27 protein-coding genes are annotated in these 26,941 nt (G+C 34.0%); 17 read left to right on the top strand and 10 right to left on the bottom strand.

Features of this window, described 5'->3' with window-relative positions; genetic code table 11:
• Positions 1 to 93: 93 nt before the first annotated feature.
• From Z053_RS0112010 to Z053_RS0111995, 4 genes are all read left to right on the top strand, one after another.
• Positions 94 to 801 carry a CoA transferase subunit A gene (locus Z053_RS0112010; protein WP_025665258.1) on the top strand — a complete coding sequence of 236 codons (708 nt, stop codon included), beginning with the start codon at positions 94 to 96 and terminating at the stop codon, positions 799 to 801.
• A 103-nt stretch (positions 802 to 904) separates the two neighbouring features.
• Positions 905 to 1,546, top strand: coding sequence for a peroxiredoxin (locus Z053_RS0112005; protein WP_025665257.1), 642 nt, complete (start codon positions 905 to 907; stop codon positions 1,544 to 1,546).
• Positions 1,547 to 1,645: 99 nt separating this feature from the next.
• A complete protein-coding gene (locus Z053_RS0112000; RefSeq protein WP_025665256.1) occupies positions 1,646 to 1,984 on the top strand; it encodes a hypothetical protein in 339 nt (112 codons plus the stop codon).
• Positions 1,985 to 1,986: 2 nt separating this feature from the next.
• Positions 1,987 to 2,643, top strand: coding sequence for a CoA transferase subunit B (locus Z053_RS0111995; protein WP_025665255.1), 657 nt, complete (start codon positions 1,987 to 1,989; stop codon positions 2,641 to 2,643).
• A gap of 585 nt (positions 2,644 to 3,228) precedes the next feature.
• Here the strand turns inward: Z053_RS0111995 and Z053_RS0111990 are convergent.
• A complete protein-coding gene (locus Z053_RS0111990) occupies positions 3,229 to 4,920 on the bottom strand; it encodes an ABC transporter ATP-binding protein (protein ID WP_025665254.1) in 1,692 nt (563 codons plus the stop codon).
• Positions 4,921 to 5,023: 103 nt separating this feature from the next.
• Between Z053_RS0111990 and Z053_RS0111985 the strand changes: the two genes are divergently transcribed.
• Positions 5,024 to 6,481: a sensor histidine kinase gene (locus Z053_RS0111985; RefSeq protein ID WP_025665253.1), complete on the top strand. Its 1,458-nt coding sequence runs from the start codon at positions 5,024 to 5,026 to the stop codon at positions 6,479 to 6,481.
• Positions 6,482 to 6,621: 140 nt separating this feature from the next.
• Entirely contained in the window at positions 6,622 to 7,401 is a 780-nt protein-coding gene (locus tag Z053_RS0111980) for an enoyl-CoA hydratase/isomerase family protein (protein ID WP_025665252.1), read from the top strand.
• A 78-nt stretch (positions 7,402 to 7,479) separates the two neighbouring features.
• Here Z053_RS0111980 and nadD read toward each other — a convergent pair whose 3' ends face one another.
• Genes nadD through Z053_RS0111965 form a run of 3 tightly spaced genes read right to left on the bottom strand, consistent with a single transcriptional unit; the run spans position 7,480 to position 9,546 of the window.
• Positions 7,480 to 8,061: a nicotinate (nicotinamide) nucleotide adenylyltransferase gene (nadD, locus tag Z053_RS0111975; protein ID WP_025665251.1), complete on the bottom strand. Its 582-nt coding sequence runs from the start codon at positions 8,059 to 8,061 to the stop codon at positions 7,480 to 7,482.
• A gap of 54 nt (positions 8,062 to 8,115) precedes the next feature.
• Positions 8,116 to 8,688 carry a guanylate kinase gene (gmk, locus tag Z053_RS0111970; protein ID WP_025665250.1) on the bottom strand — a complete coding sequence of 191 codons (573 nt, stop codon included), beginning with the start codon at positions 8,686 to 8,688 and terminating at the stop codon, positions 8,116 to 8,118.
• The gene (locus Z053_RS0111965) at positions 8,689 to 9,546 is read right to left on the bottom strand and encodes a YicC/YloC family endoribonuclease (protein WP_025665249.1); all 858 of its coding nucleotides are present in this window, start codon (positions 9,544 to 9,546) and stop codon (positions 8,689 to 8,691) included.
• 229 nt (positions 9,547 to 9,775) lie between these two features.
• Between Z053_RS0111965 and Z053_RS0111960 the strand changes: the two genes are divergently transcribed.
• Complete coding sequence (locus Z053_RS0111960) at positions 9,776 to 10,564, top strand: zinc metalloprotease (RefSeq protein WP_025665248.1); 789 nt, start codon at positions 9,776 to 9,778, stop codon at positions 10,562 to 10,564.
• A gap of 96 nt (positions 10,565 to 10,660) precedes the next feature.
• On the opposite strand, the gene Z053_RS0111955 is transcribed toward Z053_RS0111960, so the two are convergent.
• Genes Z053_RS0111955 through Z053_RS0111945 form a run of 3 tightly spaced genes read right to left on the bottom strand, consistent with a single transcriptional unit; the run spans position 10,661 to position 14,878 of the window.
• A complete protein-coding gene (locus tag Z053_RS0111955; RefSeq protein WP_025665247.1) occupies positions 10,661 to 11,206 on the bottom strand; it encodes a GNAT family N-acetyltransferase in 546 nt (181 codons plus the stop codon).
• Between the two features lie 6 nt (positions 11,207 to 11,212).
• Positions 11,213 to 11,764: a CopD family protein gene (locus tag Z053_RS0111950; protein ID WP_025665246.1), complete on the bottom strand. Its 552-nt coding sequence runs from the start codon at positions 11,762 to 11,764 to the stop codon at positions 11,213 to 11,215.
• Positions 11,765 to 14,878: a WD40/YVTN/BNR-like repeat-containing protein gene (locus tag Z053_RS0111945; protein ID WP_025665245.1), complete on the bottom strand. Its 3,114-nt coding sequence runs from the start codon at positions 14,876 to 14,878 to the stop codon at positions 11,765 to 11,767.
• Positions 14,879 to 15,034: 156 nt separating this feature from the next.
• On the opposite strand from Z053_RS0111945, the gene Z053_RS0111940 reads away from it, so the two are divergent.
• The 3 genes from Z053_RS0111940 (at position 15,035) to Z053_RS0111930 (ending at position 17,747) form a co-directional block, all read left to right on the top strand.
• Entirely contained in the window at positions 15,035 to 16,048 is a 1,014-nt protein-coding gene (locus Z053_RS0111940) for a helix-turn-helix domain-containing protein (RefSeq protein WP_025665244.1), read from the top strand.
• Between the two features lie 90 nt (positions 16,049 to 16,138).
• Positions 16,139 to 17,299 (top strand): PQQ-dependent sugar dehydrogenase, encoded by a 1,161-nt coding sequence (locus Z053_RS0111935; RefSeq protein ID WP_025665243.1) that lies wholly within the window; start codon positions 16,139 to 16,141, stop codon positions 17,297 to 17,299.
• Between the two features lie 25 nt (positions 17,300 to 17,324).
• Positions 17,325 to 17,747 carry a nuclear transport factor 2 family protein gene (locus Z053_RS0111930; RefSeq protein WP_025665242.1) on the top strand — a complete coding sequence of 141 codons (423 nt, stop codon included), beginning with the start codon at positions 17,325 to 17,327 and terminating at the stop codon, positions 17,745 to 17,747.
• A gap of 6 nt (positions 17,748 to 17,753) precedes the next feature.
• Here the strand turns inward: Z053_RS0111930 and Z053_RS0111925 are convergent, their stop codons facing one another.
• Positions 17,754 to 19,142 carry an MATE family efflux transporter gene (locus Z053_RS0111925; RefSeq protein WP_025665241.1) on the bottom strand — a complete coding sequence of 463 codons (1,389 nt, stop codon included), beginning with the start codon at positions 19,140 to 19,142 and terminating at the stop codon, positions 17,754 to 17,756.
• A complete protein-coding gene (gene hemH / locus Z053_RS0111920; RefSeq protein WP_025665240.1) occupies positions 19,142 to 20,179 on the bottom strand; it encodes a ferrochelatase in 1,038 nt (345 codons plus the stop codon). The genes Z053_RS0111925 and hemH overlap by 1 nt, the downstream gene beginning before the upstream one ends.
• Before the next feature lie 201 nt (positions 20,180 to 20,380).
• On the opposite strand from hemH, the gene Z053_RS0111915 reads away from it, so the two are divergent.
• On the top strand, positions 20,381 to 20,560 hold the full coding sequence (locus tag Z053_RS0111915; RefSeq protein WP_025665239.1) for a hypothetical protein: 180 nt from the start codon (positions 20,381 to 20,383) through the stop codon (positions 20,558 to 20,560).
• A 7-nt stretch (positions 20,561 to 20,567) separates the two neighbouring features.
• On the opposite strand, the gene Z053_RS0111910 is transcribed toward Z053_RS0111915, so the two are convergent.
• The gene (locus Z053_RS0111910; protein WP_025665238.1) at positions 20,568 to 21,458 is read right to left on the bottom strand and encodes an AraC family transcriptional regulator; all 891 of its coding nucleotides are present in this window, start codon (positions 21,456 to 21,458) and stop codon (positions 20,568 to 20,570) included.
• Between the two features lie 203 nt (positions 21,459 to 21,661).
• Between Z053_RS0111910 and hemA the strand changes: the two genes are divergently transcribed.
• The 6 genes from hemA (at position 21,662) to Z053_RS0111880 (ending at position 26,935) form a co-directional block, all read left to right on the top strand.
• On the top strand, positions 21,662 to 22,912 hold the full coding sequence (hemA, locus tag Z053_RS0111905; protein ID WP_025665237.1) for a glutamyl-tRNA reductase: 1,251 nt from the start codon (positions 21,662 to 21,664) through the stop codon (positions 22,910 to 22,912).
• A 2-nt stretch (positions 22,913 to 22,914) separates the two neighbouring features.
• Entirely contained in the window at positions 22,915 to 23,826 is a 912-nt protein-coding gene (gene hemC / locus Z053_RS0111900; RefSeq protein ID WP_025665236.1) for a hydroxymethylbilane synthase, read from the top strand.
• 1 nt (position 23,827) lies between these two features.
• Positions 23,828 to 24,487, top strand: a complete 660-nt coding sequence (locus Z053_RS0111895; RefSeq protein ID WP_025665235.1) for a uroporphyrinogen-III synthase — start codon at positions 23,828 to 23,830, stop codon at positions 24,485 to 24,487.
• A gap of 42 nt (positions 24,488 to 24,529) precedes the next feature.
• On the top strand, positions 24,530 to 25,561 hold the full coding sequence (gene hemE / locus Z053_RS0111890) for a uroporphyrinogen decarboxylase (protein ID WP_025665234.1): 1,032 nt from the start codon (positions 24,530 to 24,532) through the stop codon (positions 25,559 to 25,561).
• A gap of 2 nt (positions 25,562 to 25,563) precedes the next feature.
• Positions 25,564 to 26,061 (top strand): DUF6973 domain-containing protein, encoded by a 498-nt coding sequence (locus Z053_RS28410; RefSeq protein ID WP_051476042.1) that lies wholly within the window; start codon positions 25,564 to 25,566, stop codon positions 26,059 to 26,061.
• An 85-nt stretch (positions 26,062 to 26,146) separates the two neighbouring features.
• Complete coding sequence (locus Z053_RS0111880; RefSeq protein ID WP_025665232.1) at positions 26,147 to 26,935, top strand: EI24 domain-containing protein; 789 nt, start codon at positions 26,147 to 26,149, stop codon at positions 26,933 to 26,935.
• The last annotated feature ends 6 nt before the right edge of the window (positions 26,936 to 26,941 follow it).

Raw genomic sequence — 26,941 nt, 5'->3', positions numbered from 1 at the left:
GTCTGTTAATTAAAAAAATCTTAAAACTATCTAATTTCAAAAGATGAGATACTGTTTTTTTTAGTACTTTTAGTCTGCTAAAATTAGAACACTATGATTCGTAAAACGGTATCCAATGTTACCGAAGCTTTGGTTGGTATCAAAGATGATATGACCTTTATGCTTGGAGGGTTTGGCCTATGCGGTATTCCTGAAAATACTATTACAGAGCTTGTAAAATCAAATGTCAAAGGTCTTACCTGTATATCCAATAATGCAGGGGTTGATGATTTTGGATTGGGGCTTCTACTTCAAAAGAAACAAATCAAAAAAATGATCTCTTCTTATGTAGGAGAAAATGATGAATTCGAGCGTCAGATGCTTAGTGGCGAATTGGATGTAGAACTTATCCCACAAGGAACGTTGGCAGAAAGATGTCGTGCAGCTCAGGGAGGTTTTCCTGCAATTTATACCCCAGCAGGTTACGGCACCGAAGTAGCCGAAGGAAAAGAAACTCGAGAGTTTAATGGCAAAATGTATGTGTTAGAACACGCATTTAAAGCCGATTTTGCATTTGTAAAAGCCTGGAAAGGCGATGAAGCTGGGAATTTGATCTTTAAAGGAACGGCAAGAAACTTTAATCCTTGTATGTGCGGTGCTGCAAAAATAACAGTGGCCGAGGTAGAAGAATTAGTTCCAGCAGGAACCTTAAATCCAGACCATATACATATTCCAGGTATATTCGTTCAACGAATTTTTCAAGGACAAGATTATGAAAAAAGAATCGAGCAACGTACCGTTCGTAAAAAAGAAGAAGTTTAATCTTTTTTGATAGATGTAAAATTATTTTTATCGTCTATTGAAAAAAGAGTAACCACTTCAAAATAATAGTATTTGTTTTTAAAACCTTAAACACACACAAATCATGGCTGCATTACGATTAGGAGATGAAGCACCAAACTTCATTGCGCAAACTACAGAAGGAGAAATAGATTTTCATAATTGGTTGGGAGAAGACTGGGGAATTCTATTTTCGCATCCGGCGGATTATACTCCTGTTTGTACTACAGAATTAGGGACAGTATCAAAATACACAAATGAATTTAATAAACGCAATGTAAAAGTTGCTGCATTGAGTGTAGATGGCTTAGAATCTCATCATGGGTGGATTAAAGATATTAATGAAACACAAGACACAACAGTTAATTTTCCTATCATCGCCGATGAGGATAGAAAAGTATCAGAATTATATGATATGATTCATCCTAATGCAGATAGTCAACTAACAGTACGTTCTGTTTTTGTGATAGCACCAGATAAAAAGATCAAACTTACAATAACATATCCAGCTTCTACCGGAAGAAATTTTGATGAGTTATTACGCGTTATTGATTCGCTTCAGTTAACGGCATATCATAAAGTAGCTACACCAGCAAATTGGAACCCTGGAGAAGATTGCGTTATTGTGCCCTCTGTACTTAATGAAGAAATAGCTGAATTATTCCCCAAAGGGCATAAAGAGATAAAACCTTATTTAAGGATGACGCCTCAGCCCAATTTAAATTAGTAAGTATGAAATAAGCCATAACAATTAGGTTGATACCCAACCGAAATGATTCTATGGCGATTCCATCTGACCATTAAAAAACAATAAATATATAAACAGATGAAATTAGAATTTACATGCTCTCAATGTAAGATTCAAAATAAATTTAAACCAGTAACAGCAACCAGAGGTGAATTACAAATGAAAATTGGTGATGAAGTACAGGTTACATGCAAGTATTGTAATAAAGAAGATAAAAAACATATTAATAGAATAGATGCGGTTGTTGATAATAGAAAAATACTCTTTGCACTTATAATAAGTGGAGTAGTAGCTATTGTTCTTTTAAGTTTTTATGGTCTTATGGCCTTGGCTGTGATCTCTATACCATTATTAATATGGATTCAGGAAAGTAAGTCAACCAATCATTTTAATTCATATAAGATTAGAAGAAAATAATTATGTTAGATAAAAACGGAATTGCGAAGCGTATTGCTAAAGAACTACAGGACGGATATTTTGTAAACCTGGGAATAGGTATACCTACATTGGTTGCCAATTATATCCCTCAAGGTATAGAAGTAGAGTTTCAAAGTGAAAACGGAGTCCTAGGAATGGGACCTTTTCCTTTTGAAGGAGAAGAAGATGCCGATATTATAAATGCAGGAAAACAAACTATTACCACAATGCCGGGAGCATCATTTTTTGATTCTGCAATGAGTTTTGGGATGATTCGAGGACAACACGTTGATTTAACAATTTTAGGAGCGATGGAAGTTTCTGAAGAAGGAGATATAGCAAACTGGAAGATCCCAGGTAAAATGGTAAAAGGAATGGGAGGAGCAATGGATCTAGTAGCAAGTGCAGAGAATATTATTGTGGCCATGATGCATACCAATAAAGCAGGGGCGTCTAAATTGCTAAAAAAATGTTCACTTCCGCTTACAGGAGTTAGTTGTGTAAAAAAAATAGTTACAAACCTGGCTTTTCTAGAAATCACCGATAAAGGTTTTAAACTTTTAGAAAGAGCCCCTGGAGTATCTGTAGAAGAAATTAAGAATGCCACAGAAGGAAACCTCATAATTGAAGGGGATATTCCTGAAATGATATTAGATTGATTTAAATCTAATTCTAGGAATATGGTAACGAATAATAATTAAGTCTCTACGAATAATAAATTAATAAAAGAGTCGTTTAAGTATAACAGGATCCTATTATCTTGTTTTTGAAAGAAAAATACTACACTTTCAAGTGGATTCGTATACCCTTAAACCTTTGCTTTAAGCCTTAAAAACTAACAATACGCATTTAAATGTTAAAATTTAGTGTATTTTATCGATTTTTTTGTGTATTTAAACGTTATTGTTGAAAATATTTTGCATATTAGTGTCCCGATAAAAAATAATGCCCCCTATAAACATTATTTTTTATAAGGATTAAAAAAATTATTAACCCACACAAGTTTCCCCTATTATGAAAAAACGTATAAATCGTCTACAGAAATCGATCAAACCTACAATGGAATTGATTTCAAACTGTGTTTATGTGGCGAAAAAAGTATTTTTGTTGATGTGATTTTTTGTTGTTAATTAATCGCAACCTCCCCAAGTCGCGATGAATGAAACCTGTTAGCCTGTATAAGTTTAACAGGTTTTTTTTATATACGGCGTTTCGTTTCTTGAATAATTGTGGGGACTCACGCCTTATTTTCCCTGCGGGATCGCATGTATTAGTTTTTTGGTATAGTCTCTTTTTGGGCTTTCATAAATCAAATCTGCATCTCCTTGTTCCTCTATTTTACCTTTATTCATGACCAATAACTGATCAGACATATATTTTACTACAGCCAGATCATGTGATATGAAGATGTAGGTAAAACCAAAATTACTTTTTAATTCATTTAGTAAGTTAAGTACTTGTGCTTGTACAGAGATATCTAACGCGCTTACAGACTCATCGCAGATAATAAGTTTTGGCTGTAAAGCTATTGTACGTGCAATACCGATGCGTTGTCGTTGTCCACCACTAAACTCATGCGGGTAACGATTAAAATGTTCCTCGGTTAAGCTTACTCGTTCTAGCAATTCTATTACTTTTTGCTTTCGTTCTTTGTCATTGTCGTATAAATTATGTGCCTGCATAGGTTCCATAATTGCTTTTCCAACAGTTAATCTTGGATTGAGCGATGCAAAAGGATCTTGAAATATTAACTGAATTTCTTTTCGAAGACTTCGTATCTCAGAAGATGATAATTGTGTGATATCTTGCCCTTTGTATATAACCTGACCTCTATTGGCTTTATCTAATTGTAAAATGGTATTTCCTAAAGTGGATTTACCACAACCAGATTCTCCTACGAGTCCCAAAGTCTCACCTTCATAGAGCTTAAAACTCACATCATCTACAGCTTTAAATTCTGCTTTTCCAAATAAACCAACCTTAGAAAAATAACTTTTTTCTACATTTATAACTTCTAGTAGGGGTGGTTGACTATACAAGTTTTGATGATGCTGTTGTCGCTGTTCTTTAGTAATGATTTCCTTTTTTTGATCTGTATCCTCAAAAAAATCCGCAATAGTTGGTAGTTTTTGATATCTAACATTCATTGGGGGCCTTGCATTAATTAATGCTTTGGTGTATTCTTTTTGAGGAGTGTGAAAAATAGTATCGGTTGTTCCGTATTCTATCATCTTTCCTTGATACATAACCAAAACATGATCTGCAACTTCTGAAACTAGTGAGAGATCATGAGAAATAAATAAAATACTCATTTTATATTCTTCCTGCAGGCTTTTTAATAAGCCGATAATTTCTTTTTGTACTGTTACATCAAGTGCCGTTGTAGGTTCATCTGCAATAAGAAGCTTTGGTTTACAAGCAATAGCCATAGCAATCATGATGCGTTGTTTTTGACCTCCGCTTAATTGATGAGGATATGATTTGTATGCCCGATCAGGTTCAGGAAGTTTTACTTTTTCGAATAAAGAAAGTACTTCTGTTTTTATTTCTGCTTTAGACAGTGATGTGTGCTGAAATAAGATTTCTGCAACTTGCTTTCCGCATTTCATAGAAGGGTTTAAAGAACTCATAGGTTCTTGAAAAATCATAGCGATCTCATTACCACGAATCGCCCTATATTCTTTTTCATTAAAACTTAATAAAGAGATACCATCATAGATAATATTCCCTTTAGTGATTTTAGAAATTTTATTAGGTAGTAGCCCCAGGATGGCTAATGAAGCTACAGATTTTCCGCTTCCAGATTCACCTACAACTCCTAATATTTCATTTTTATGAATGTCGAAAGAGATGTCGTAGAGTACTTGATTTTCTTTTTCTTCAGATAAAAAAGAGACACAAAGATTTTGTACAGAAAGCAGTGTAGTATTATCCATAACTTAAACGTTAGGTAAATTTAGGAAATTCAACGCTTTCACAGATTTCTTTTTGCAACTATTTTGGTGTGATATTTGTTATCTTTACCTGTCAAAATATATTATGAGGCTACTAAAACTTTCTCTTCGTACACGAATTTTTATTTCCATGACTATCTTGGTATTACTAGCTTCAATTTTGATTGCTGCCGTTACGATCTATCAATATAAAGAAGAGGCAGAAGAATATCATCAGGGACGATTAGAAAGAAAAGAAGAACGAATTCAGATCACAATTAATAATGTATTAAAAAGGACAACTTATCCTGTAAATAAGGAAAATATAGCATTAATTTTTAGAGAAAAAGATCGTATTTATCAAATTTCTGAAGAACATTCTATGCCTATTAATATTTATGGGCTTACGGGAAAATTATTGGTTAAATCAGAAGGTGGATTTGCAAAAGATACTACCGATATCCAAATCAACCCTATTATTTTAGATACATTGGCTTCGCTTTATAATAAGAAGTATTTGGTAAAATCTGAAAAAAATGGAGAACGATTTTTAACATCCTATACCTATATTACAGATGTTAAATCAAAACCTTTAGGGATTCTACATTTACCATATCTTGAAGATGATGATTTAATCACAAGAGAATTGTTAGAGTTTTTGCAACGTCTGGGGCAGGTGTATTTACTAATGCTTTTAGTGGCAATTGTTCTGGCTTATTTTTTGTCAAAGTACATTACGAGATCCTTAAAGACAATTTCCGAAACTATAGACCAGACCCGATTAGATAAGCGAAATAAACGAATAGATATTGGTGATGCAAGTGAAGAAATTTATTCACTGGTAAATGCCTATAATAGTATGATCGATGAACTTGAACAAAGTGCTGCAATGCTTGCCAAAAGCGAGAGAGAAGCAGCATGGAGAGAAATGGCAAAACAGGTAGCGCACGAAATTAAAAATCCTTTAACACCAATGCGATTAACAGTGCAGAGTTTTCAACGTAAATTTGATCCCAATGATCCTAAAATTCAACAAAAAGTTCAGGAATATAGCGATACTTTGATCCAGCAGATCGATACGATGAGTTCTATCGCTTCTGCATTTTCTAATTTTGCACAGATGCCTGCACAAAAAAGTGAGACCCTAGATGTGGTAAAGATTATAGGGCTGGCATTGGATATTTTTAACGAAGACTATATTATTTTTCCTTCAGAAAAAGAAAAAATCATTGCTAAGTTTGATAGAACACAATTGATAAGAGTAGTCACCAATTTAGTAAAAAACGGTATACAGGCAATTCCCGAGGATCGTATCCCCAAAATTATTGTGGATGTATTCTCAGAGAATGGAGAAGTTCTTATTACAGTCGCTGATAATGGAATTGGGATAACCGAAGAAAATACGAAGAAGGTTTTCGAACCTAAATTCACAACCAAAACCAGCGGTATGGGACTTGGATTAGGAATGGTGAAAAATATTGTGGAAACCTATAATGGAAGTATTACCTTTACATCAAAAGAAGGAAAAGGCACTGTTTTTAAAGTTAGATTTCCAAAAGAATAATACCTTACTTCGATGATTTCTAATACAAATGTTATCATCTACTGATACAGAAGATTTTGGAATATGGATGTATTTTTGCCTGTATTTTGAAAGAGATTTATAAAACAATAAACAACATATAATAAACAACATAAATTACAATGTATAATAATATTCTAACATCTCAGGATAACGGGGTTACTAAGATTACGATCAATCGTCCATCAAAATTAAATGCTCTTAATAAAGAAACTATTCAGGAATTGCATGCTGCTTTTAGAGTTGCCAATCTCGATACAGATACTAAAGTTATTATCATTACCGGAAGTGGTGAAAAAGCATTTGTTGCAGGTGCAGATATTAGTGAATTTGCAGATTTTTCGGTATCAGAAGGAGGGAACCTGGCCACAAAAGGACAAGAGTTACTTTTTGATTTTGTTGCCAATCTTTCTACACCAGTAATTGCTGCTGTAAATGGATTTGCACTGGGTGGTGGTTTAGAATTAGCTATGGCGGCGCACTTTAGAATTGCTAGTGATAATGCAAAAATGGGATTACCAGAAGTTTCTTTAGGAGTAATACCTGGTTATGGTGGCACACAGCGTTTGCCACAGTTAGTTGGTAAAGGCAGAGCTATGGAGATGATAATGACTGCAGGAATGATCGATGCTAATCATGCATTGCAATACGGGTTGGTAAATTATGTAACCGCTCTGGATGAATTAATACCATTAGCAGAAAAGTTAGCAGGAAAAATTATGAGAAACTCATCTGTAGCAATTGGTGCAGCCATTAAAGCTATAAATTCTGGGTATGAAGATGGTGTAAATGGATATGAAACAGAGATTCAACAATTCGGAAACTGTTTTGGTACCGAAGATTTTAAAGAAGGAACTACAGCGTTTTTAGAGAAACGTAGAGCTGATTTCCCAGGAAAATAAATTAGATGAATAAAAAGGATAAAGACTTCATAAGTATATAATCATGAGGTCTTTTTTTTACCTAATTAATATATTCTCCTACCTGTAGAAATTCATCTCATCAATATATTCCCATACAGGATGTGGAAGTAAAGGTCTTACATTTTTATTTGTAGAAATAGCTTTTCGAATAAATGTCGAGGAGATTTCCATAATAGGAGCATCAATTCGATGTATTTTGGGATGATCTGTAAATTGAGATGCTACAATTCCTTCAGCAATTCTTGGATATACATAGATGTTATGGTTTTCGAGAATAACTTCATGATTTTTCCATTTATGAAAACTCTTTAGGTTATCCTCTCCCATAATAAGATGAAATTGATCCTTCGGGTATTTTTCCTGTAAGTGTGCAAGTGTATGCACGGTATAATTAGGTTGTGGTAGTTTAAATTCTACATCACTAGGTTTTAATTTTGGATACGATTGTGTTGCTCGATATACCATCTCATAGCGATGATGATTATCTAGTAGCGAACTTTTCTTCTTATGAGGATTATGAGGAGTTACCACCATCCATAACTCATCAAGATCAGAGAACTCAGCCATATGATTGGCGATTGCTAAATGACCGATGTGAATGGGATTAAACGTCCCAAAATACAATCCGATTTTTTTCATAGAAAACAATCATTTTTTTATTCCTGTAAAACAAGAACTCCTACGTCTGGAAACCTATTTGAAAAGAAACTTTTTAACCAGTTGATATACTTCGTTTTTAGCTTTTTCTAGATCATCATTCGTTATGATAGCGTCAAACTGAGGAGCAGTAGCCATTTCGGTAGAGGCTTTGGCAACTCTCATATTGATTTTATCTTCGGATTCAGTTTTACGTTTCTTCAAACGAATTTTGAGTTCTTCAATACTAGGTGGTTTTACAAAAATTGCCAACGTACGATCTGGATATATGCTTTTAATATCTAAACCACCCACAACATCGATATCAAAAATCACATGTTTGCCGTTATCCCAAAGCCGTTGTACTTCGGTTTTTAATGTTCCATAAAAATTATCCCGATATACCTCTTCCCATTCTAGAAATTCTTCGGCTTTAATCTTGTCTTTAAACTCTCTTAATGATAAAAAGTAATAATCTTTTCCATGAACTTCTCCTCCGCGAGGCTGTCGAGAAGCTGCAGAAATAGAAAATCCGAGATTTAATTCTTCTTGATTAAGCAAGTATTTAACTAAAGTAGTTTTTCCACTTCCAGAAGGTGCCGAAAGTACAATAAGTTTACCTTGGTTCATTTACAACACGTTTAGTAATTGTTCTTTAATTTTTTCGAGTTCATCTTTCATCTGAACTACTAGTTGTTGCATAGGAGCATAATTAGATTTACTGCCAATAGTATTAATTTCACGACCTATTTCCTGAGTGATAAAACCAAGCTTCTTTCCATTAGAATCCGAAGAATTTAACGTAGTAGTAAAATACTCTAAATGATTTGCCAATCGAACTTTTTCTTCTGTAATATCAAATTTCTCAAGATAATAAATCAACTCCTGTTCAAAACGATTTTGATCGACCTCTTCTTTTAAATCAGATACAGCTTTGTGTAGTCGTTCTCTAACCGCTTCCATACGTTCGGGATCCATTTGTATAACTCTATCAAGAAGTTCGCTTATATTTTTAACACGAATATTGAAATCTTTTTCTAATGCTTTTCCTTCATCGATTCTATAATTCTCTATCGCTGTTAACGCTTTGGTAAGCTCATCTTTTATCGCATTAAATTCTTGCTCATCGATTTGTTCACGTTCTGTTTTTAAAGCATCAGGCATACGAACGGCCATTTTTAATAACTCTATAGTATCACCTTCGTGTACATTTGATAATTGCCTAATGTATTCTTTTACAATAGCTTCATTAACCTTGTTTGATGTTTCTTCTCCTGTCGCTTCAACATATAATCCAAAATCAACCTTACCTCTTGCTAGTTTTTTTGCAATAGTATTTCGCATTTCAAGCTCCTTTTCGCGGTATTGTGAAGGGATTCTTGCATTAAGATCTAAGTTTTTACTATTAAGTGATTTAACCTCAATCGTTATTTTTTTTGTAGGTAGCTGAAGGATAGACTTCCCGAAGCCTGTCATAGATTTGATCATAGAATTATGCTAAAAGTTGCACGAAGATAATGAAAAGTCTTAACAACGGCATCTTAACTCATAAAACCAAGTTTGATAATCCATGACCGTTGTCTTTATTTTTTTGATTAGCTAAAAACGAAGTGTTTAAAAATATACAAATAACCCAAAAAAGTTAAATATGTAACAATTTATTTGTTTTATAATTAGTGTTTTAATAGTTTTAGGGTTCAACTTAAATATACTCATTATGAAAACTATTAAATTAGCTATGCTGGTAGTTATTGCTATCGGTATGACAAGATGTTCCAGTGACGTTGAAAATGATATTCAACAAGACACTACAATTACACAAGAGGATATCTCTCCCGAAATTTTATCAAAATTACAGCGTATGGGGTTTGACACGGATAAAACATCCGTTGCATCCGCTAAAGGAGGATATATTGTAGACGGAGATATTTTTATCACCGAAGAAACATTGAAAGAAAATAACTTTCAAAAACAAGCTTTTTATACCATTGTTGATTGCAACAGGGCGGGTAATATTCGTATTCAGAATGCTTTAGGTAATAATGCCGCCGGAAGAGGGTTTCAAAGAGGTATTGACTTATGGAATAGAGTTAATAGAACAACTTTACGTTTGATACCTGTAAATAACAATCCCGATATTTTGGTTCGTTTGTCGAATCCTGGTGAAATAGGAGGCTGGGGTCTTGGAGAATTCCCTACTAATGGAGTAGAAGGAGGTTTGATTATATTAAACCTTAATGAACCTAGTATAGATGGGGATGCGGTAACGGCTAGAGAATGGGGGAACATATTAGCTCATGAAATTGGGCATAATATTGGGTTTCTTCATGCAGAACAAGGATTTTTTGGCACACAAATACCAGGAACACCTAATGTAGATCCTAATTCGATTATGACTTCTGGATCAAACCCGAATGTGGTATTTAATGCTAATAATGTTTCGAATTTTGACATAAGAGCTGTAAGACGAATGTACAGCAATAGAAATAACAGATTGTGTAACTAATCGAATACACTAATAAATTAAGAGACTGTCTGAAAAAAATATTTTGGACAGTCTTTTTATTTTTGTGTTACTACCAAACTTCGAGAAAAAGTAATCTCAAAGATTAATAATCATCGTGATTTTATCTATATATTTTTCCTCTTCTAGAAAAAAATTCTCAATATTTCCGGATTCTTTGAATCCCATTTTTTTATATAAACTAATACCAGGAAGATTGGTGGCATAAACTTCTAACCATAGTGCTTTTAATATTTCATTTTCTTTTGACCATTCTAATACATTTTGAATCAAAAGAGTACCTATGCCCTGGTTTTGCCATTGGGTATGAATTCCCATTCCAATCATGGCAGTGTGTTGCATTTTTTTACGCCAACTACCTGTAAGGTCTATGTTTCCAATAATATCACCGTCACTTTCGGCCACTAATAATAAACTATTGGATTGTTGATGAAGGTTTTGAATAAGCTCACTTTCTTCTTTTATCGTATTAGAGTATTCGTAATCAAACAAAGGAATAGTATTAGAATCTTTAAGATACTCTAGTTTTAATGCTAATAATTGCTTGGCATCTGCCGAGGTTGCTTCTCTAATTAAAAGAGGTTTTCCTAATTTGGTATGATATGTTTTCGAGATAAAGTTCAATCGATATTATGCGTCAGGATTCTTATCCCGAATTCTTTTATAAAGTTTAATGCCCATCATAAGTATAATTGCAAGTGATAGTATGCCTACAACTCCATATATCCAGTTCACTGCATCTCGAACGATAACCAGAAAAATGACCGAAAAGAGAATAATTGTTGAACCTTCATTCCACATTCGCATTTGCCCAGATGACCATTTTACTATATCAAGCTGCAGTTGTTTATAGATATGATGGCACTTAAGATGATACATAATAAGTAACACTACAAATCCAAGCTTAACATGCATCCAAGGTTGTTGTAGCCAAGCAGGCATTAAAATAAGTAACCAAATTGCAAATAAAGTTGCTAATATAGCAGAAGGCCAGGTGATAATAAACCAAAGACGTTTAGCCATTAATTTAAGTTGTTTGCCTAGTATGTCTCGATCGGGTAGAGGCTTTTGAGAAGCTTCTATTTGATAGATAAATAGTCGGGGAATATAAAATAGCCCGGCAAACCATGTGATCACAAAGATCAGGTGCAGGGATTTTATATAATTATAATATTCGAGCATTTATTTTTCTACAAAAAGATAATTAAGCTGCAAGGTATTGAACTCTGTGTTAAAACGTTTAATTTCTTCGGTAATTAATTTGTCAAAATTGACTAATTGATCATTGATCTTTTTAGTGAGTTCATTTTTTACAGCAATATCTTGTTCTGTAGGACCAAAATCTCCCATCCCTACCAAAGAATTTAGATGCCCTAGTTTATTGGTAAGTTTAATAGGAAAGTTTAAAGGATCCTGGTTACTTTTATTTTTGGTTTGATATAATGCCTTTTCGATTTCTCCAAATTGTTTTTGCAAATCTGAAGCTTTTTTAACTAGATCTTCAGTTGCAGAGTTGTCTTTGTACTGTGTTGAAAATGCTTTAAGTTGAGCATTAATTTTTCTGATTTTCTTTATGGATTTATGCGCTCTGTCGACTGTTTTATTAATACTGGTAATAAAATCAAATTGTGATTTCATTTGTTGTGGTGATGCTTCTGTCCTGGGATCGGAAACAATAATAAAAGGTTGTTTAGATACTTCTTTTCCATTTACTGCAAGGCTTACATTATAGTTGCCAGGGACAGCTTTTGGACCATTAAGATTTGCCCACCAGAGAATCATACCATCTAATTTTTCTGCTCCATCACCTCTCATATTCCAGGTAAATAGTTGTGCTCCTTTTTTCTCTATTTTTAATTGATCTTTTTTCTCTTTTGCTTTGGTACTAAATGATTTTAGGGTATCATTTTTAGTATTAAAATAGGTTAAAGAAACTGTATCTTTTGCTGTATCATAATTTTTGAGATAGAAATATGTCATAACACCAGCGGGATGATTAGTTCCTGCTGTCTTAGAATCTTTAACACTTCCTCCACCCATACGATACGAATTCTTAGGTTTATATAGAATATGATTTTGAGTTTTCATAGTATTGTTTAACTGATGTAAGACTGTTAAATCATCAATTATCCAGAGACTTCTTCCTTGCGTAGCAACAATCAAATTATTATCCTTAATGGTTAGATCTGTAATAGGTACAATAGGTAAATTCAATTGAAAAGATTCCCAGTTTGCTCCATCATTAAAAGAGATATACATACCTGTTTCTGTGCCTGCATATAATAATCCTTTTTGATTGAGATCCTCACGAAGCACCCGTGTAAAATGTTCGTTTTTGATTCCGTTTGTAATTTTTGTCCATGATTTACCATAATCGGTAGTCTTATATAGATAAGGAGCAAAATCCCCTGATTTATATTTCGTACCGGCGATATAACATGTACCTTCTGCAAAAGCACTGGGTTCGATACTATTGATCATCATCCATTCTGGCATGCCTTTTGGCGTTACATTGTTCCAGGATTTTCCTCCATCCTGACTTACATGCACAAGACCATCATCACTTCCTACCCAAAGTAAACCTTCTTTGACAGGACTTTCTGCTGCTGCGAAAATAGTACAATAATATTCTACAGATGTGTTATCTTGTGTAATAGGACCTCCAGAAGATTTTTGTTTATCAGGGTCATTTCTGGTTAAATCGGGACTAATCACTTTCCAGCTTTGTCCTTCATTTTCGGTGACATGAACATGATTAGAGAATGTATATAGTCTGTTTGGATTATGTTTAGAGAATAGTATTGGGAAATTCCATTGAAAACGATATTTCATATCCTCTGCTCCATGGCCCATAGGATTATCTGGCCATACACTAATAGAGCGTACGGTTTCTGTTTTATGATTTACCCGGGTAAGAAAGCCATCATAACTTCCTCCGTAAACAATATCGTTATCTTTAGGATCGACAGCAATATGGGCAGATTCCCCTCCGGCAGTACTTTCCCAATCATTTTCAGAAATACTCCATCCTGTACTTCTATGATTGATACGTATAGTAGAATTATCTTGCTGAGCTGCATAGATTCTATATGGAAAGCTATTATCGGTAGTCACTCTGTAAAACTGTGAAGTGGGTTGATTGTGGTACGTACTCCAGGTTTCGCCACCATCGTATGTAACTTGTGCACCACCATCATCGCCAATTACCATACGTTTTGGATTTTCTGGAGCAATCCATAGATCGTGATGATCCCCATGCGGAGCGCGATAACTGCTAAAATTTTTACCCCCGTCTTTACTTTTATGATAAGATACATTAACGACATAGACAACATCGATATCTTGAGGATCGGCATAAATACGACTATAATACCATGCACGTTGACGTAAGCTTCTGCTGCTGTTTAATTGGCTCCAGGTGTCTCCTCCATCATCGCTGCGATATACCCCGCCTTTTTCTTTATTTTCTACAATAGCCCACACCCGTTCACTATTTACAGGAGAAACAGTTACTCCCATTATTCCTAAAGTATCTTTGGCGAATCCTTTGTGTTGCGAAATCTCATTCCATGTTTGTCCACTATCTGTACTTTTCCAAAGAGCAGAACCTTTTCCTCCAGAACTAAGGCTATATGGTGTTCTTCTTGCATTCCATGTTGAAGCATACAAAATTCGAGGATTATTAGGGTCTAAAGTTAGATCTACTGCTCCAGCATCCTGATTTGCAAACAGTACTTTATTCCATGTTGTTCCTCCATCAATACTTTTATATACACCACGATCTTGAGTAGGTTTATATATATTACCCAAGACTGCAGCATATACAATATCAGGATTAGTAGGGTGAATAGTTATTCTCGGGATATGTCTGCTTTTAGGAAGACCAGCTTGTATCCACGTTTTACCAGCATCAACACTTTTCCAGATACCATAACCCGAAGATACATTTCCTCGCAATGTTTTTTCTCCACCACCGACATAGATTACATTAGGATCACTTTTAGATATGGCAATAGCACCAATTGATCCTCCAAAGAAACCATCAGAGATATTTTTCCAGGTACGTCCTCCGTCTGTAGTTTTCCATACTCCGCCACCAGTAGCTCCAAAATAAAATAGATTAGGTTTTCCCGGTACTCCGGTTACCGCAGCACTTCGACCGCCACGAAACGGTCCAATAAGTCTATATTCTAGAGCGTCATAAAGTTCCTTATTATATGTTTGAGAGTTGGATGTGAAAATACTTGAGAAAGCAAAAAAGAGCATGAGAATAACTCTACCGAATTGTGAATACATAGTTAGCTGAGATTTAATTTAAAAGCTTTGCATTTTCAGAGAAATTATAGATAAAATAGATTTGATGGGATACTAAAGTCAGGAATTAAAAATTATTCCAAAAGATTTTCACGTAATTTTAACCTTAGCTATTGAGATCATTTCTAATTTTGAAGCATGGTTATAGAAGGTTTTATACTTGTCTTAAGTTGTTTGGGAGTTATCCAGGCTCTTTTCTTATGTTTTTATCTTTTTACGCTTAAAAAAGGAAATAGAAAAGCGAATATATTTTTGGCTTTGGTGCTCTTAGGATTAACAATAAGAATAGGGAAATCTGTTTTTCATAATTATATAGATGTTGATCCCAGATTAAGGAATCTAGCGATTTCGACTATATTGGCAGTAGGTCCTTTTCTTTGGTTTTATGGAAAAGCTCTTTTTGAGAAACAACAAATATTTTCGAACCAACATTATATTCATTTACTGCCTTTTGGATTATTTGTTTTGTGTAGTCCTTTTATTCCTAATAATGGGGATGTGCTCTCATTTGTTGCGTACTCTTTGGTTCTCCTTCATTTTGGTATCTATCTATTCATTTGCTGGAAAACTATTTTAAAAATCACAAACGGCGCAAATCCTCAACTTTTAAAATGGTATAGAAATATTGTGGTTGGAGTTAGCTTGATTTGGGCACTGTATGTAGGTATTTTCCTAAGGCTTATTCCATTTTATATTTTAGGTGCTATTTCTTTTTCATTTTTAATATATATGTTTTCTTACTTGCTTTTAAAAAGACATGTTTTTGCTTTAGAAAAATATAGCAACTCTAAAATTGATCGAGAAACCTCTAAAGAATTACTTCATCGGGTAAAGGAACTATTTGAGAATGAGAAGATTTATTTAGATAGTAGTATTTCGTTAAAGACTATAGCAGAAAAATTATCAGTTCCCTCTAGAGAACTATCTCAGGTGATTAATGAGAATGAGCAAAAGAATTTCTCTGAGTTTGTAAATCATTTTCGAATAACAAAAGCCAAAAAATTGCTGGTAGATTCTGAGTATGCATTAGAAAAAATTGCAACCATAGCTTATGATTGCGGTTTTGGTAATGTTACATCTTTTAATCTTGCTTTTAAGGCTGAAACTAAGCTTACACCTTCACAGTATAGAACTCAATATAGTGCTGCTTAATTGATTTTTTCGTTTTAAAGATCGTGTTTTTTAAAGGATTTTGATCTAGTCTTTTGGATTTTGCGTTCAGAAAAATTTAAAATGACATCAATGAATAAATCAATATTCTTACTGTTTTTGATTGTGATAGCTTGCACTAAAATTGAAAAACCTTCAGAAGTTTTACAAACAAAAACACATCCAACAAAAGAAATCATAATAGATAGCCTTAAGCATCCCTGGAGTATAGCTTTTTTATCAGAAGATGAAGTTCTGATATCTGAAAAGGATGGAGATTTGGTTAAAGTAAACCTTATTTCAAAAGAAAAAAGAAGTATTAAAGGGTTTCCACGTGACCTTACTGATAGTATTAGAGTCATTACAGGAGGCGATAATTCTGGTATTTTTGAAGTATTGTTGGATCCCGATTTCAACAACAATAAATACGTATATCTTTCGTATGCTGCAAAAAGAAAAGGAGAAGGAAGTGCCACAAAAGTAGTGCGTGCAGTACTAAAAAATGATTCCTTAGTTACTATAAAAACATTGCTCGAAGCGGGACCTTTTACAAGAGAATATTTTCATTATGGAGGAGGGATGACTTTTGGACCTGATGGTAAATTATACATTACCATAGGGGAACGGTTATATAAAGAAATTGATGAGCCCGAAATGCCTATTGCTCAAGATATAACCGATAAACGAGGGAAAATCTATCGAATAAACCCTGATGGAAGTATACCTGATGATAACCCTGATTTTGGTACAACCGCGGTTCCTGGAGTTTATGCAATCGGAATTAGAGCTGCACAAGGGATAACAACACATCCAGAAACAGGTGAAATATGGTTTAGCGAGCATGGCACCCGACAAGGGGACGAGATTAATATGCTAAAACCTGGAGCTAATTATGGCTGGCCTATTATAACTACAGGAGGCTATCGAAGTAAAGAGTATTATCCTCCTAAAATTGAAGGAGCTGTATTTATTGATCCCATTTGGTATTGGCAGCATACTGTTGCACCTACTGGACTCCTATTTTATACAGGTGATGAATTTCCCGAATGGAAAAATGATTTACTGGTTCCTGGGTTGAGTAGAGGAAGTATGTGGAGATTTAGAATTGAAAATAAAACTATAAAAAGTACCGAAGAATTATTTACTAACGATAGAATACGATCCAGAAAAATAGCGCAAAGCCCAGAAGGAAAACTTTATTTGCTAACCGATGAATCTAATGGAAAAATCTTAAGAATAAAAAATAATCAATAACCTTAATATAAATAAACAAAAACACATGAAAACCTATTTTTGGATAACCCTATTTTTAGTTAGTTGTAACATCTCCATTGCACAATCAGAAGATGATAATATACGCTCTTCGATTAATAAATATCTGAAGGGAACCTCATACAGCCAACCAGAAGTGATTAAAGAAGCTTTTTATGATGAAGCGAATTTGTTTCTTACTCATAAAGAGAAAAAATTATGGATTGTACCCATTAAAGAATATGCTTCATGGTTTGAAAAAAGGGAGCAAGGAAAATTTAATGGCAGAACAGGTAAAATATTATCTGTAGACAGAGAAAATGATATTGCTATGGCAAAAGCTGAAATTTTAATAGAAGGTAAAGATGTACGATATATCGATATTTTTCTTCTGAAAAAGATTGATGGAGAGTGGAAAATTATTAGCAAAGCTGCTACAACCAAAAAGTAAAAATAACTAATTACTTTTTGTAATAAGTTTAGTTCTCACTTCCCGGTTCAGGAAATACCCAGTAACAATGGTTGCTAATATGTCTGCAATCGGGAAAGAAATCCAAACTCCTAATTCACCATAAAACTTAGGAAGAATCAAAATCAAAGGAATAAAAAAGAACCCTTGTCTTGATAAGGTAAGTAATAAAGCAGGAATTGCTTTTCCTACAGCCTGAAAATAGGCTGCTCCTATAAGCTGAAGCGCAATAATAGGAGTAGCTGCAAACACCCATCGCATAGGTTCTGCAGTATGAGATAATACATATTGATTTAGAGCTAATTCTTTGGGAGCTAGATTAGGGTTGTTACTCAGAAATAAAGTTGTTATTTCTGCCGGGAAAATCATTAACCCAATAAAAACTAATGATGCCAAAATCGCAGCATATTTGATTGCGGTATTAATAGATTCTCTAACACGAGGATAATGTTGCGCACCATAATTATATCCAGCAATGGGTAAAAACCCTTGTGTAACTCCAAATACAGGAAACAAAGCAAACATTAGCATTCGACCAATAATAGCATATACAGCTACCAAGCCTTCTTGCCCGAGGTCGAATAAAATATTGTTCATTAATAAATAGGTAATGCTTACTACGGCTTGCCTGGCCAGGGTTACTCCACCAAGTGAAGCAATTTCTGAAACGATCTCTTTTTGTAGACCAAGATGACGAAGACTAATCTTTAATTCAGAGTTTTTAGAACTGAAAAACCAAAAAATATATAAAAAACAAGCAAGATATGAGCCTGTTGTCGCCCATGCAGCACCGTGCATTCCCATATCCATTACGTTAATAAAAAGATAGTCCATAAACAGATTACCAACTGTAGGGATGATCATAGCCGTCATAGCAAATTTGGGCTTTCCTTCTGCTCTGATCACCGTATTACCCATCATAGCAAAACCGAGGATGGGTACACCATATAAAATAATAGTATAGTAGATTTTTGCGGGTTCAAAAATATCTCCTTTACCACCAAATTTTGGAATAATATCATCGACAAAAACCAAACCTAAGACAACCAAAGAAACCATAAAAAGCAGGGAAAGAGTAATCTGGTTTCCAAAGGTTTTGAGCGCTTTTTCTTTATTATTAGCGCCTAATGCTCTAGAAATTATACTAGAACCTCCTACACCTATAGACATCCCTAATGCAGCAATAAAAAAGGATACGGGAAGTACTACATTAATAGCTGCAATGGCGATAGAACCGATCCAATTACCAACAAAGATCGAATCTATTAGAATATTAAGTGACATCACCAATATCCCAATAGATGCTGGGACTGCTTGTTTTATTAGTAATTTCCCAATAGGCTCTATCCCCAGAGCTTCAGAAGTTATTTTTGCCATTATACCGTTTGGGTTTTAACAGTAACCCATTCATTTACCCAATTTGCAAGTAGATCTGCCCAATCATCACGATCATTAAGACAAGGAATGGTTGTGAATTCTTTGCCCCCAACTTCGTGAAAAATTTCTTCCCCTTCCATGGCTATTTCTTCTAAAGTTTCCAGACAATCTGATACAAATGCGGGAGTTACGATAGCCATTTTTTTTATTCCTTCTTTTCCCATACGTTCTATAGTACGATCGGTATAAGGCTTTAACCATGGATCAAAGCCTAAGCGGGATTGATAGGAAGTAGAGTAAGTTCCATTTTTAAGCCCAAGTTTTTTTGCTACTTGTACAGTTGTCATTTCACATTGATGACGATAGCAAAACTTATGTTGTTCTGATCCTTTTTTAAAGCAACATTTGCCATCCATTTTACAATTTCCATTGCTAATGTCACTTTTTCTAATATGCCTCTCGGGTACCCCATGGTAACTAAATAAAAGATATTCATATTCGATACCTTCTAGTTTTTCGGTTATACTTTTGGATAAGATTTCAATATACTCGGATTTATTATAAAAAGCAGGAACATCAACAAGTTTCATATTTGGGAAATGTTCTTTTTGCAATTTTTCGGCAAGAACTAAAATAGTTTCGGTAGTTGCCATAGCAAATTGAGGGTAAAGCGGAATAATCATGACCTCATTTACGCCTTTGTCGTGTAATTCCTGCAATCCTTTTTTGATATTCATCGAACCATAGCGCATTGCTAAACCAATAGGGATCGAAGTGCGATCTGCTACTTTTTTCTGTAATCTTTCTGATAGTACAATTAGAGGAGAACCTTCGTCCCACCAGATTTTTTTATAAGCTTCAGCCGATTTTTTTGGTCGGGTATTTAAGATAATCCCTTTTACCAGTAATGTTCGCGCCCATAACGGAACATCGATTACTCTGGGGTCCATCAAAAATTCACCAAGATATTTTTTTACATCCTTTGGATCAGTACTATCTGGTGATCCAAGATTAACAAGGAGAACTCCTTTACTCATAATTTTCTTTTTGCACACACAAAAATACAAACTATAAAGAGTAATGATACTAAAAGTGATAAGACTTTTTGATAGTGGTATTGTAGAATTAGTGCATAATCCTATTAAAAACCAAACAGAACTTAAAATACGTTAAATTCTGGCAAACCGAAAGTTGGGTAGTTTTATTTTAGTATTTTTAGGTGATTAAAAAAAGCAAAGATGAAACGTATAATTGTAGATGTCGAAAAAGATAAACTACCCTTTATTCTGGAGTTGTTAGAACAGTTTGATTTTGTATCTGTTTTGGCAGATGCTTCTGATGAGGATCAAGGAATGTATGATTCGATAGTATCCTTACAAAAAGGAGTAGGTATTCCCAGAGGGGAATCATTCGATTAAATGAGTTTTAGTTTAAGCTCATCACATATTTTTTTGGAGTAGTGCCAAATTTCTTTTTAAATGCAGCTATAAAATGGCTAGCAGTGCTATATCCAACTTTTAAACCTACTTCATTTACATTATGACTTCCTGAAGCTAATAGTTGTCGGGCTACCTCCATTTTGTAATCAAACAAGAATGTATATACCGGTTCACCATAAATTTGTTTAAATCCGTCTTTAAGTTTTTTAAGAGGCAATCCAATCTCATTAGATAGCTCCTGAAGTGTAGGAGGTTCTGCCATACGGGCGATAATAATTTCTTTAGCTTTTCGGATTTTTAATACATTTTCTTCATCTACCAAAAACGGACATTGCTCTACATCTGCGTCCCCAGGTCTATTAAAATAGAGACTTAATAATTCATATGCTTTTCCTTTAAAGTATAACAGTTTAATCGATTGATGAAGGTTGTAGTTCATAATTTGATTTAGTACCACAGCCATTGAAGGAGAAATTTTGGCATCGGTATAATATTTTTTATCACGGTTTCCTTCTCCGAGAAAAGGAATATAATCTGCTTCTTTAGAAAATAAAGAGTGAAACTTTTTTATAGAAATAAGGATAGTGATCAACCAGGAATCCTTTTTCATTTCGAGATTCATTGGAAGATCGCGTTGTGGATTATAGAGAAGAAGCGAATTTTCTTCAGAAAGGTTTATAGCATAGCTTCCGTTATTAAAGTTAAATTTAATCCCCCCCTTAATACAGAAATGAAACTGGATAAGACTACTGTCGATATCTCTTACAACTCGTTGATTTTCATTGGTTTCGTTTTGAAATTTTAGGATATGAAAACCATCTTCGATTTGGGTTTCTTCTAGAATCCCTGGAGCGTTATTTTTTAGTTCAATTTCCATAGTTGTAAAATTTTATTTATTTAGAATGAGTCTAAACTGTCGATGTAAGAATCTCTGGTACCTATACAAAAATAAGGGTTTTTACCCATTTTTTTACAAAAAATATCTTAAACAACGTTTTTCGACACTTAAAATTCTTCTGGCGTTATTTTTTCTGATATATCTAAAATACTTTTGTTATGGAATATAATAGAATTGACTGCATGGAGTCTCACTCAAGAGCAAAAGGAACAAATTTTTACACTATTGGACTTAGTTATAAAAAAGCTGATGCAGAGATCAGAGGTCATTTTAGTGTAAACGAAGAAGCCAAAGAAGGAATACTACAACAGGCAAAAAAAGAAGGCATTGAAGCCTTACTAGTTACTTCTACCTGTAATCGAACCGAATTACATGGTTTTGCTCAACATCCATTTCAATTAATCAAATTACTTTGCGAGCATACTCACGGAACCATAGAAGAGTTCGAAAAAGTAGCATATGTACATAAAAATAGTAAAGCAGTATCACATTTATTTAAAGTAGGTACAGGTCTGGACAGTCAGATATTAGGGGATTTTGAAATTATAAGTCAACTAAAACAAAGTTTTAAAGCTTCCAAAAAAGCAGAAGTTACCAATCCTTTTTTAGAAAGACTTATAAATGCGGTAATCCAGGCAAGCAAACGTATCAAGAATGAGACTGAGATTTCTTCTGGAGCAACTTCAGTTTCTTTTGCATCGGTTCAATACATTCTTAGGAATGTGGAACATATTTCGGATAAAAAAATTGTGCTTTTCGGAACTGGTAAAATAGGTAGAAACACCTGTGAAAATTTAATAAAACATACCAAGAACGATCATATCACACTAATTAACCGAACAAAAGATAAAGCAGAAAGAGTAGCAGGAAAATTTAATCTTATTGTAAAAGATTATGCTAATATTCAGTCAGAAATAACAAATACAGATATTCTTATTGTGGCTACGGGAGCGCAGAATCCTACTATTTCTAAACAACTAATTCATTCGCAAAAGCCATTATTGATTTTAGATCTGTCTATTCCAAAAAATGTATCAGATGATGTAGTTGAGTTACCCAATGTAACTTTGGTACACCTGGATCATTTGTCAAAAATGACAGATGATACATTACAAAGGAGAAAACAATACATCCCGCAAGCCGAGATTATTATAGAAGAAGTAAAAACAGAATTTGATAGTTGGTTAGAAACCAGAAAGTTTGCTCCCACTATTAAGGCACTTAAAAATAAATTATCTACATTAAAAGATGCAGAAATTAATCTACAACGAAAAAAGTATGCAGATTTTGATGAAGAACAGGCAGATATTATTAGTAGCCGAATCATTCAGAAAATCACGAATCATTTTGCCAATCATCTTAAGGATGATAACACTTCGGCAGATGAAAGCATAGAATTGATTCAGAAAGTATTTCAATTACAAAACAAATAGCTTTGGCAAAAACGATTCGCATAGGTACCAGAGATAGTGAATTAGCACTTTGGCAAGCAAATACCGTACAAAAAAAATTAGAAGAACTAGGATATAAAACTCACTTGATCCCAGTTAAATCAACTGGGGATATTATATTGGATAAACCATTGTATGAGTTAGGGATTACCGGGATTTTTACTAAAACATTGGATATAGCGATGTTACAAGGCGATATAGATATTGCAGTACATTCGATGAAGGATGTTCCGACGATTCTACCAAAAGGAATTATAGAAGCAGCCATTTTAAAACGCGCTAATGTAAATGATATTCTGGTTCATAAAGGGTTGGGTTTTTTAGAAAATGAAGGAACAATTGCTACCGGAAGTCTTCGAAGAAAAGCACAATGGTTACATAAATACCCAACGCATACAGTAGTTGATCTGCGAGGTAATGTAAATACACGTATGCAAAAACTAACCGAGAATGATTGGAATGGTGCCATATTTGCAGCTGCCGGATTAGAACGCATTGATCTAAAACCTGATAATTATATTGATCTGGATTGGATGATTCCTGCACCAGCACAAGGAGCAATGTTAGTTGTTGCAAAAGAAGAAGATGAGTATTGCAGAAAGGCATTATCAAATTTAAATGATAGCCCATCTGAAATATGTGTACATATCGAACGCGAGTTTTTACGAGAATTAGAAGGAGGTTGTACAGCACCAATAGGAGCACTAGCAGAAATTAAAGAAGATATTATCTACTTTACCGGAGCTTTGTTTAGTCTTGACGGAAATGATAAGATTGAAGTCAATAAAGAAATAAAAATAGGTAATGTAGAAAACCTGGGAACGATATGTGCTCAGGAAATATTGAATAACGGAGGACATGAATTGATGAAAGAGATAAAAGCAGAAATCGGATAGATTGGATACTTCACCAACAATACTCTCAACCAAAAAACTTTCTACAGCTCAAAAAGAGTTGTTGCTAAATACTGGTCTTGGATTTGTCGAGTATGAAGCCATAACTATTGAACTTTTAGAAATTACAAATAAGCATACAATCCAGAATGCAATTTTTACAAGCAAGAACGCTGTGAAAGCAATTAAAAACTCTGGAATGGTCATTTCAAACTGTTTTTGTGTAGGAGATAATACTAAAAAGCTTTTAGAGGAAAATGACTTCAATGTGGTAGAAACTGCTCAAAATGCATCAGATTTAGCTAAAATCATTATAAAAAAACACAAAAATCACTCTTTTTTGTTTTTTTGCGGAAACTTAAGAAGAGATGAATTACCAGATCTTTTGAAACAAAATAATGTTGAGGTAAAAGAGCAGATTGTATATAAAACACAGTTAAAATCGAATAAATTTATCCGTTCGTTTGATGGAATATTGTTTTTTAGTCCATCCGGAATTCAAAGCTATACTTCAGAAAATAAAATAGGAGAAAGTATTTCGTTTTGTATAGGAAACACAACTGCTTCTGAAGCTAAAAAACATACAAATAATATTATTGTTGCAAATAAACCTACGGTAGAAAACGTAATTGTTCAAGCCGTAAAACATTTTACTAAAAAATAAATAATAAAGCAATTTTTGCAAAGTCGAAAATTCACAATAGCTATGACACAACTTAAAAACGACTTATTTCTTAGAGCATTAAAAGGGGAAACTGTAGAACGCCCACCAGTATGGATGATGCGTCAGGCAGGGCGATACTTACCAGAATTTCGTGCACTAAAAGCAAAATATGATTTTTTTACACGTTGTAGAACACCAGAATTGGCTGCGGAGATAACCGTACAGCCTATAGATATCATTGGTCCCGATGCAGCAATTTTGTTTAGTGATATTTTGGTGATCCCACAGGCTATGAATATCGAGGTCGAAATGAAAGACGGAATTGGTCCCTGGCTTCCTAATCCAATTCGATCTTTGGCAGATGTAGAACAAGTAATTGTTCCCGATGTCTACGAAGAATTAGGATATGTAATGGATGCGATAAAACTAACCAAAGAACGTTTGGATAATCGTGTTCCTTTAATTGGTTTTGCCGGTTCACCATGGACAATTTTATGTTATGCTGTACAGGGGCAAGGATCTAAAAACTTTGATAAGGCCAAAGAATTGTGTTTTACACAACCAGAAGCAGCACACCAATTATTGCAAAAGATTACCGATACTACTATTACTTATCTTAAAGCAAAAGTTGCAGCAGGAGTTAATGCAATTCAGGTATTTGATAGCTGGGGAGGGATGTTATCACCAGTAGATTACCAGGAATTCTCATGGAAATATATCCAGCAAATTGTAGATGCATTAAAAGAAGAAACCGAAGTGATCGTTTTCGGAAAAGGATGCTGGTTTGCATTACAAGAAATGGCACAATCGGGAGCTGCTGCTCTTGGAGTAGATTGGACATGTTCTGCGCGTAATGCTCGTTATCTTACCGGAGGAAATATAACACTACAAGGTAATTTTGATCCTTCGAGATTATTATCTCCACCAGCAGAAATCAAAAAAATGGTTAAACAAATGATAGACGCTTTTGGTAAAGATCGTTATATCGCTAATTTAGGACATGGGATTTTACCTAATATTCCTGTAGAGAATGCTCAAGCCTTTGTAGATGCAGTAAAAGAATATCAAGCATAAGAATGAGTATAGGGAATCTGTTAAAACGATTAAGTTTTAGGCAAATCCTTAAGGTAGCAGGGGTAATGCTTCAGAATCCTTTACTAATCTATCCAACATTAAAAGCTACAAGGAGAACCATGATCATTTGTGATTTGCATTATGGAAAAGCACATCATAAAAACGGAAAAGCTAATGCTTTTCGACATGCGTTATGGAATATATTGATTTGTCAAACTACTTTTAGAATAACCAAAAACAAAGAAAAATCTGTAAACTGGGCACAAAAAATAACCGATTTACATGAAAAACTAGCTCCAAATAAACCATTAGAAACTGCAATGGATTTACATAACAACGAAATTGGCAGAAAACATTTTTTGGAACTAACTACTTCTTTTGAAGAAGAAATAATCACTTTTTTAAAGGATAATACTCAAAAAGCTAAGAAAGTAATAGATATTAAAGAAATACTGGATCATAAAGATAAATTGGTTTATCTTTTGGAAATCGATACTTGATCATGAAATATTTCCAAAATTGAAACAAAAATGATAAAAAGACTACTTATATAAGAGAGTAAATCAATCAAAAAAACAGTGACCAATGCTTAAAAATATCATTAACGGGATCAAAGCTTATTTCGGAACCTTTAAACTTATTTCAAAACTAGGATTATGGAAATTTTTTGCGATTCCTATTTTGATAAGCGTAATCACAGGATTATCTTTTGTAGCATTAGTATATTTCTTTTCAGATAACTTGGGAGCTTTAATTTCTCGGATTTGGGTTTGGGAATGGGGATCAGAAACATTTGCGACCATTAGCACATATATCGGGGGGTTATTAATCCTAGTAATAGGATTAATACTATATAAACACATTGTAATGGCATTGTCTGCTCCATTTATGAGTCCGGTTTCAGAAAAAGTAGAAACACATCTTCTGGGAGAAACAAATCATTCGCACCGTAATACATCATTTAGTCAACAATTATCTAGAGGTATCCGTATTAACATACGAAATCTATTTAGAGAATTATTATTTATGATTCCGCTAATTATTTTAAGTTTTATTCCGGTTATTGGTATTGTAGCAACAATATTAATTTTTCTGATACAAGCATATTATGTAGGTTTTGGTAATATGGACTATACTATGGAACGTCATTTTAATTATAAAGAAAGTATCCAGTTTGTAAGAAAAAATAGAGGGACTGCTATTGGTAATGGAGTTGTATTTGTATTGATGCTCTTTATACCTGTTATAGGATTTGTTATCACACTACCTATATCTGTAGTTGCAGCCTCTACAGAAACGGTAAAAATTTTGAAAGAAAAAGGATTAATTGAACTAAAAAGTACATCTGAGGAGATTTCCAAAATTGAAGCATAATACCAT

Origin of the sequence: Aquimarina megaterium XH134 (genome assembly GCF_000520975.1) — a bacterium.
Taxonomy (GTDB): Bacteria; Bacteroidota; Bacteroidia; order Flavobacteriales; family Flavobacteriaceae; genus Aquimarina; species Aquimarina megaterium.
The sequence above is the reverse complement of the archived record's forward strand: the minus strand, read 5'-3'. Positions and strand labels throughout refer to the sequence as shown.